General features: G+C 38.9%; 5 protein-coding genes. All 5 read right to left on the bottom strand.

Annotated elements, in window-relative coordinates; translation table 11 throughout:
- Positions 1-57: 57 nt before the first annotated feature.
- On the bottom strand, positions 58-510 hold the full coding sequence (locus A3GG_RS0110100; protein ID WP_018359176.1) for a hypothetical protein: 453 nt from the start codon (positions 508-510) through the stop codon (positions 58-60).
- Positions 507-1,241: a lanthionine synthetase LanC family protein gene (locus A3GG_RS12370; protein WP_018359175.1), complete on the bottom strand. Its 735-nt coding sequence runs from the start codon at positions 1,239-1,241 to the stop codon at positions 507-509. Before A3GG_RS12370 ends, A3GG_RS0110100 begins: the two co-directional genes overlap by 4 nt.
- 39 nt (positions 1,242-1,280) lie before the next feature.
- Positions 1,281-3,920, bottom strand: coding sequence for a peptidase associated/transthyretin-like domain-containing protein (locus tag A3GG_RS0110090; protein WP_018359174.1), 2,640 nt, complete (start codon positions 3,918-3,920; stop codon positions 1,281-1,283).
- A 35-nt stretch (positions 3,921-3,955) separates the two neighbouring features.
- A complete protein-coding gene (locus A3GG_RS12905; RefSeq protein ID WP_083900409.1) occupies positions 3,956-4,846 on the bottom strand; it encodes a GLPGLI family protein in 891 nt (296 codons plus the stop codon).
- 557 nt (positions 4,847-5,403) lie between these two features.
- Positions 5,404-6,297: a GLPGLI family protein gene (locus A3GG_RS12900; protein ID WP_018359172.1), complete on the bottom strand. Its 894-nt coding sequence runs from the start codon at positions 6,295-6,297 to the stop codon at positions 5,404-5,406.
- Positions 6,298-6,574 lie beyond the last annotated feature (277 nt).

Here is a 6,574-nt window from a genome sequence, read left to right as displayed (position 1 = left end):
ATAAAGATACCAATAATTTGCGACATAAACAAGGATATTACATCGAATTTCAAGGCTTTAAATGACATTTATGAAAGAATGTAGATACAGCATTTCAAATGCGATTGCCCTGAGTAAGTCGCCCATTAAATTCCGTGTCCAGCCAAAATCATGTATAACGAAAACCACTTTAGATTTTGGGTGGGATTCCCTAAGGGATAAAATAAAAACAGAACAAGGTGAATGGTTGATAAAGAACACATTGTCTGTAGAGTCTGGTATGTATAGCGAAAAGAATTTTTTCGTGATCTGAGGGAAATCTAAGAAGGCCCCATTTCCAAAAACAGGAAAGAGGTATCTAGTAACTTCATTTTGCTTTATGATGCAAAACTCATCTTCTTCTGTGTTGAAAGATATCAAGTTTATCTCAAACCAGTTCCCTTTTAGACAGTATAGTAGCTCATCTATATATGTACCTATTCCATTCTTTTGAGAGGATTTAAACTCATCAACTATATATATTCGTTTCATAAAATACTATTCTCTTCAAGTGAGTTCAATAAAATTCCACACAATCCATTATTTAGCCCGATTTGAGTTGAACACAATTCTATGTTATCATCTATTTTATGAACTGAAACAAGACTCATTAGGTCAGGCTGAACATTTGAAGCTAATTTGTTGTTAATTATTCTAAAGTAATATTTTATTAGTTCATGCAAAAAATTGTTTTCACTTTTACATTCATCAAGTACACATCTACATTTATGGCTTATATCAGATAAATAGCAAGCATCAAAGGGTGTTTTATTACCTTGTATTAAAGCACCCTGCAAATGATATGTCACATATCTTAATAAACCCACAAAGCCAGTCTCCAGAGATAGATCTGCAATTCTTTTAGGATCATAACTCATTATTTCATGATCTATTTCTTCACAAACGTAAGTACTATCTCCTTCGATAAACTTGTTCTGAATCAAATATTCTATACCCCAAGCTACTCCACATAGTCCGCTTGCAAAGTTGATTGGAGAATCCCTGTGAATATTTTTTAACATCTCATCCAATAAGTCATATGCAAAGTCTAAATAAACTCTTTTCCCCGTTTTATGGAAAGCATATGACATTGTCAACACAACCCCCATTTGACCATTATACAAACCGACTTCCGTACTAAAAAAAGATTTAAGCATAAGTATATGTGCAATTCGATCAACCAATAAAAAACTACTCTCTTTGAATGGGACATACTTATTCATATGTTAAAACTCATCTTAATTTTTGGTTTCTATTTCATCCTATTGTATCTTAAAGCGTATCCTAAGCATAATCTCAAAGGGGCGAAGTTGGTATTGAGAGTAATATCGACCAGCGTTGCTGTAAGACTGGGTGATGAATTGCTTTGTATTGAAGATATTGGTCCAATCCAACATTATATCCATACCCTTTAATTTGTATTGAGCCCCTATATTACCAAACCATGTAGTGCGTTCAGACTGTACTCTGCTACTATTATAGTAGTGGTTGAGCTCGGCACTTAGTATTAGCCCCTTTGCTGGAATAAATGATGTCTTCAAGCTCTGAGAGTAGTAGTGCATTGGCGCTAGCTTCATCTTCCCCAGGTTTGAACTTGTAATGACATAAGAGCCATTGTAGCGAATAACCATAAACCTTTTTACTATAGAATTTATCGAGCCGTCAAGCCCAATACTACTGAGATCAAATGGAGATACAGTGCCTTGGTTGAGGATAATAGAGTGACTTCTATTATATCTGCTAGTGAATGTCACTTCAGAGTTGATTGAGTCAATCCTTTTTGAGGCATAGAGCATGGCTCCATAGCTTGGCGAAGAGTGGGGGTGTACAATGTTCGTCACGCTACTCATTATGCCATTGTAGTGGGTGTCATACAGCCTATTCTTCCAAACATTGCTCCAATAAATACCACCAGATAGAAAAAGTGTGGTAAATGGATTTTTATAGCTGACATTGAGTCTGGCATCGGCTCTTGAACTGCTATTTTCTATACCCTCATTTCTATGGAGGTTGCGATATGAAGTCATAATATAACCTAAGAGGTCATCCCTCACCCCGCCTATTTGATTGCCATAGCTAAGATCTACCCTCATATCTATCCTCTTTGTGATGGGATATGACAGATAAAGGGATGGGTTGAATAACCAGTAACCGCTCTTGAAATTACCTTTATGCACCCTATCTTCTTTATTGACCATAAGGTAGGTAACAGTCAGTCTGAACTCAGGCTTTAGCTCTCTTGTAATCTCTAAAGCGAATGTTGGTGCAAGGCTAAAGCCAATTTCTCCTCTTCTCAGATTATTTCGGAGCGAGTCCGCCTCCAAAAAGGTAGAGGCAACCCCATCCTGTAGACTACTACTAATATTATAGTGATTGGTAAAGAAAGTAGCGCCAATCCAAGCATACCCTCTGTCCCAAGTCCATCCTCTGCGGTAATTGGTGTTAGTCGAGAGCTTGTTGTAGTCCACCGCCTGCATCAGTGAGGAGATGGATAGTGCATCAGTAGTAAGATCTGGGAAGATTGAAGGTGTGACGGATAACTGCTGTCTTTGCTGAGCGTAGAAGATATCTGATTTAAGCCTCTGACTATAAGACCCAACTCTCTTAGTGTATTCAAAGCTATTGGATAAATTCAGCGATGGCATATCCAACTGCTGAGCTACTAACTCACCCGATCGCACCTCGCCGTGTTCATCATTCCACCTACCGATGAAATTGAGTTTATTATTGAGATAATACTCATCCTTATTACCCTCAAATGTAATCGTACCCTCCAGCTCTCGCTTGCGAAGCACAGAGCTCATCTCCTCTACAATCTGAATATTCTCACCATTAGCTATGTAAATCTCTCGCTCAGCATAGTTGCTCTTGCGTTGCTGATCAAATAGATAATTGACATTGGTGGTAAGGGTATAATCCTTTCCAATCGTCCTCAGGTCATTTAGCGAGGCTAGGTGTGCATCATTAAATAGGTAGTGTTGTCTATTGATGGTAGGAGCAGAAGCTGAAACAACGCTCATAAACTGCTCTGGTCTATTGCTCATTATCCCATAAAAGTCTACAATCTCTTGAGCTATGTCTCTACCAGAGTTATCCCCTTTGTAGAGAAGCATATTTTGTTGTTTCCGTGTAAAGCGCATACCTACTAGTTCATTGCTAAGCAATAGGGGTGATACCCCAACTCCAACCTGTGCATTGAGGAAGAAGGCACCTAATGACGATTGCTTAAGCTTGAGATTAATCGCAGCTACATCTGGTGTCTCCATTCCCTTTAGAGCCTTGATGGGCTGGTAATTTTCCAGTACCTCTACCGACGCCACATCCTTTGCTTCTATATTCTTGGTAGCTAACCCATACTTGCCTTGGAGTAAATCTAACCCCTCAACATAAAACTTGCTGATCGGCTTATTCTGGTATAAGACCTCACCCGACGAGAGGACTTGTACCCCAGGGAGTTTCTTTAGTACATCTCCGATACTGCGATCTGTCGCATCTATAAAGCTACCCACATTGTAGGTAATCGTATCACCTAATTGCCTTACCTTTGGCATCTTTACCACTACCTCCTTGAGTTGGGTCACTTGCTCTTGGACTAAGAACTCCACAAATGTCATCTGGCTCGGCACCGTCTTAGTCGCAGTCTTAATGCTCATTGAACGTACATTGATGGTGACAGAGTCAGGAAGCTCTTCCTTCGGAGTAAGAGAAAAAGAGCCATCGGTTCCAGTAAGTGTATAGGCTAAAACACTCACAGAGCCTTTGGGGTGCAAGGTAACTGTTGCACCATCTACCGCTTCTTTCGAAGACTCCAATAGTACACGCCCTTTAAGAATAGACTGCCCAACTGCCCCTTTAACTGCTAATACTGACAGTAGTAGTAAAATAGCCCACTTATGTTTCATCGTAAAGATCGTAAAGTATGAACAATAATATCCACCTACTTAATCTCATGAGGGATCCTACTGTATCCTCTTGGTTTATCTGCATGATACATAATACCATTGTTCAAAAAATCAACCATCACAGTACTTGTATCTTTATCCACATAATCTTGAAACTGGGATAGGGTAGCCTTTTCATAGTCTACATCGTCAATGACAATATTACCACCTATCTTTTGTATGCCAATCGCTTCCCATTCAAATAGATCATCTTGGTCGATCACTCTTAAGATTAGCCCAGGTAGTCCCCATAGCTTCCACGGTCCATCATTGATGGGAATATCAAGGGTAAACCAAGCATTATAAACTCTGCCACCATAACGGACAATAGCTTTATGGCATAGATACCCAAGTATAGAGTCTATCTCCTCTGTTATCTTCCAGTCTTTTATCTCATCAATCACTTGGTCATGACGAATATTAGCAAGAAATGAACTATAAATGGATGTAACATCACCTGTACTACGATTCTTAAATATCTGGACAGGGTCTCCAGGGTCATCTTCTGTGTAGTTGCTATTCTCATTGATTAATTCAACTACACTATTAAAGTCATCTACAATCTCGTTAAATTTGACACCTCTTTGACGGGCCATTCTTCTATGTGCTTGACTCCATAGTAGGTCTCTATGTTTAGCATTCAAAAAGACAGAGTATGTATCACCTATCGCAAGTAGCAGAGTATCAGTAAGCAATCCAGCAGAGCCATCTTCTTTATTGATAGCAAAGGTATATTTGTAAGTAACCCCTACTTTAGCTTGGTCAAGTACTTTTTGATAGTTCTCATCAAGTGTAATACCGCCAAATTTTAGACTTTCAGCAACATCTTGAGCACCAGCCGTGATGCAAAACAACAATGAAACGATGCAAAATATTTTTTTCAACATATTCCAACTTCCTTATGAAAAATGAGAGGGTTTAAAGTGGCTAAATACCAGCCATTTGTTTTTTGCTTCTTATAATCCCACGACAAGAGAAAAAAGTAGCTAGTATTTAACCACATCTTAAGCATTAACTTCTAGTAGTCTTCACATTTAGCACCACTACCATAATGTCTTTCACACACTGCAACTCCGCCTGAAGCACAGGTGCCAAGAAAAAAATTCTGATGCCTGCCCCCTATAAGGACCACTCATTGGTATGCAACGATAGGCTTTATTGGAGGTACTTCCACTTCCTCCAAGAATCACCTTCATTTCGCTGTCTTTCAAAACGACAGCATTACATAGTTCGATTTTGTTTAATTTTTTTCATGTTAATTTTCTCTTGTGGTCATTATTATTCAGTTATATGAAAGGTTTTCTAAAATTTGGACCACACAAACATCAAAAGAACCTTCTATCGTTTCGCGATCTCATAATTTATTGTGCACTAAGACTTATGGTCTAATAGACGTTATATATCATCGGTGATTATTCATCCTTATTTGGTTATAAAGATACCCTCACTTAATCTCATGAGGGATCCTATTGTATCCTCTCTTCTTTTCTGAGTGATACAAAGTACCATTGTTAAAGAATTCGACAATGAAAGAACTAGTACTTTTATCCACAAAATTGGAGAATTGGGATAGGGTTGCCTCCTCGTAATCCCTGTCGTCAATGACAATCTCACCATCCAAATTTTGGATGCCAATAGCATCCCACTTAAAAAGACAATCTTTATCTGTCGCTTTCAGGATTATTCCAGGTAGCCCCCATAGCTTCCAAGGTCCGTCATTGATGGGCAGGTCAAGAGTAAACCAAACATCATATACTCTGCCTCCATATTCCAAGGTGGCCCTGTGGCAAAGATAACCCATAATCGAGTCGGTCTCCGCTGTTATCTCCCAATTATTCATCTCCTCAATCACTTGGTCGTGACGAACGTTTGCGATATATGAGTTATAGACTGATGATACCTCACCCGTGCTTCGATTCTTGAATACCTGAACTGGATCACCAGGGTCATCTTCTGAATAGTCGCTATTCTCTTTAATCAGTCCGACAATACTATTTAAATCATCCTCTATCGCATGCGCTGTAGCTTTTCTACTACGAGCGATTCTGCCCTGTCTCTGACTTTCCATCAATTCTCTATGCATAGGATTGAAAAAAACGGAGTAGGTATCACCAATAGCGAGTAGCAAGGTGTCTCTTAGAGAACTAATAGTGCCATCATCTTTACTGATAGCAAAGGTGTATTTGTAGGTAATCCCAACGTTTGCTTGATCAAGTACCTTTTGATACTTCTCATCAAAAGTGATACCACCGTACGTTGTTCTTTCTGTTGTATCTTGCGCACTAACTGTTGTAAAACAAATCATTGCAACTACAAGTAAGAATGTTCTTATATTCATGATGTTTTTATACTTTACTGTTTGTACTCAACAATAGTCGGAGCAGTAGAGGGAGTTACTTGTCATTATGACTACACAACAACAAATAACTCCTAAAATTATAATACTCCCCATTTTTCGACAACGGGCTAGTGTTTTTTTCTTTCACTGTCGCAAACGTACACATTTTCTTTCTCTTTACATAGTTATTGGTTATTGTTATGCAGCTACTACTATTCCATATTCCATGGCAGGGAGTAGCTTGGTGATACTCTGGTGGGGGCGCTCATAGTTATAG

The organism is Porphyromonas levii DSM 23370 (assembly GCF_000379925.1).
Lineage (GTDB): Bacteria > Bacteroidota > Bacteroidia > Bacteroidales > Porphyromonadaceae > Porphyromonas_A > Porphyromonas_A levii.
This window is presented reverse-complemented; position numbering and strand designations above follow the sequence as displayed.

Bases quoted from the DNA above. Each gene is read 5' to 3' on its own strand.
- A3GG_RS0110100 (WP_018359176.1), bottom strand. From the start codon at position 510: ATGAAACGAATATATATAGTTGATGAGTTTAAATCCTCTCAAAAGAAT.
- A3GG_RS12370 (WP_018359175.1), bottom strand. From the start codon at position 1,241: ATGAATAAGTATGTCCCATTCAAAGAGAGTAGTTTTTTATTGGTTGAT.
- A3GG_RS0110090 (WP_018359174.1), bottom strand. From the start codon at position 3,920: ATGAAACATAAGTGGGCTATTTTACTACTACTGTCAGTATTAGCAGTT.
- A3GG_RS12905 (WP_083900409.1), bottom strand. From the start codon at position 4,846: ATGTTGAAAAAAATATTTTGCATCGTTTCATTGTTGTTTTGCATCACG.
- A3GG_RS12900 (WP_018359172.1), bottom strand. From the start codon at position 6,297: ATGAATATAAGAACATTCTTACTTGTAGTTGCAATGATTTGTTTTACA.